At 69.5% G+C, this 1,997-nt stretch carries 2 protein-coding genes; both read left to right on the top strand.

Translation table 11 applies throughout. The features are described from left to right. Positions 1 to 354, top strand: a 354-nt coding sequence (locus tag AB0B91_RS65460; protein ID WP_358343100.1) for a hypothetical protein, incomplete at its 5' end; no start/stop codon positions are given. Position 355: 1 nt separating this feature from the next. Further along, positions 356 to 1,997 (top strand): hypothetical protein (locus AB0B91_RS65455; protein ID WP_358343098.1); only part of this gene is annotated, 1,642 nt, incomplete at its 3' end.

Genomic DNA, 1,997 nt, shown 5'->3' with positions numbered 1-1,997 from the left:
GTCCTCGGCGCCGAGCCGAAGAGGGCCGGCATGCTCGACGCCGGATCGACCGTCTTCGTCGGCCGCATCGCCGAGGACGCGGAGATCGCCTCCGAAGCGCTCCGCCTGCTGCGGGTGCCCGTCAACGACGGCTACGAGGCCACGCTGGCCTCCCTCTCCACCGCCGACGCCACCAGCGCGACCCGGCTCGGCTTCCGGGAATTCGTCATGCGGGACGTCGACGGCCGCGTGCAGAAGGTCCGCGTCGACGTCTCGTACGTCGACGGGCTGCTGGAGCACCTCGACACCACCCCCGCCGCGATCGCCGCGGCGGCCGGGGTGCTGCCGGCCATCCTGCCGAACATGGAGGCGTGACATGGCGCGGGCCCGGGCACGGTTGGCGGCGTTCCTGCTCGCGGTCGGCGTACTCGCCGGGGCGACCATCGGCTGGCCGGCAGTCGGTGCCGCGGCGGCCGCCCCCGCACCGCTGACGGCCCAGGCGAACGCCGACCTCTGCACCACCCCGGAGTGGCAGGCCGACTTCCGCGCCTGCGTCGCCAAGCTCAAGGACGTGTCAGCAGCCCGGGCAGAGTGTCTCGAGCCACCAACGCCCGGCGCTCCCGATGCAGGTCTGGCTGGCTGGTTTGCCAGCTCGCCACCCGAAGCAACTGCCGGCGTCACCGGCAGATACAGCCTCTATGGATACGCCGGGTACAGCTACACGACGTACGACATCGGTTGCGCCTCCACGGTCCTCCACCCGGATTACAAGTTCACGACCACTGTCGCAAACGGCGAATTCATGATTGCCACTGCGGTGATCGGCGCTTCCAACGCCCTGCGGGAACGCGCCTGGGATCCGCGCTCGATGTGGGGCTGGGCCGACCCGCTGGTGGACCAGGCGACCAAGGCCGTCTACCAGAAGGTGTTCAGCGTCTTCGGCATCGTCACCCTCTGCGTGGTCGGCCTGTACCTGCTCTGGCGCTCCCGCCAGTCGGACATGAGCAACGCGATGACCACGGCGGGCTGGGCCCTGCTGGTGATGGTGGCGGTGACCGCCCTGGCCGCCTGGCCGGTCAAGTCGGCCAACATCGCCGACGGCACCCTCGTCACCACCTTGGGTGTGGTACACGACGCCGTGGGGCCACAGATGAAGGAGCCTGGTCCCGGCCGGTGCATCGATCCCAACCCGGAACGGTGCAAGGACAACCGTAAGCCCGCCGTCCGAGCCAGCGACACCGCTACCGAATCCATGCTGTACCGGAACTGGTTACGGGGAGTCCTTGGCTCGGCGGACAGCGAGACCGCCAAGAAATACGGTCAGGCTCTGTACGACGCCCGATCGTTGACCTGGGGTGAGGCGCAGTCGCTCCGCGCCAATCCGGCGACACGTCAAGCCACCATCGAGGCGAAGCAGCAGCAGTGGATGAAGGTTGCTGAGCAGATCAAGGAGGAAGACCCGGAGGCGTACGAGTACCTCCAGGGCGTCCGGGACATGGACCGGGTGGGTGCCGGATTCATCGCCGTACTGGCCGCGGTTCTCTTCGCGATGTTCGACCTGACCGCCTCGCTGCTGGTACTGCTGGGCTTCCTGATCTTCCGGTGGGCGGTGATCGCCGCGCCGATCCTCGGCACGGTGGGCCTGATGCGCCCGGCCAGCGCCGGGTTGCGACGGCTGGCGAACGCGGTGGTCGCCGCCGTCTTCAACATCGCCATCTTCGGCACCGGCGCCGCCATCTATCTCTTCGCAGTCGACCTCATCATGAGCACGCCGACCCTGCCCGGCTGGCTCCAGGTGGTGCTGGTCTGGCTCTGCGGCGTGGTGGGCTGGCTCCTGCTGCGCCCCTACCGCCGGATCACCCAACTCGGGGGCAAGGACAGCAGCGAGGCGGTCAGCTCGGCCGGCTCGTGGCACCGGCGCTTCTTCCGGGACATGCGCACCGCCGCCCGGCTCGACGTCGCGGAACCCGGCGGGACGGCCGAGCCGACGACGGGCCGGCGTCGGACCGTGGTGGCGG

The organism is Nonomuraea sp. NPDC049141 (assembly GCF_040648415.1).
GTDB lineage: Bacteria > Actinomycetota > Actinomycetes > Streptosporangiales > Streptosporangiaceae > Nonomuraea.
Note: the sequence above shows the minus strand (reverse complement) of the source record. Positions and strands in the feature narration are given on the sequence as shown.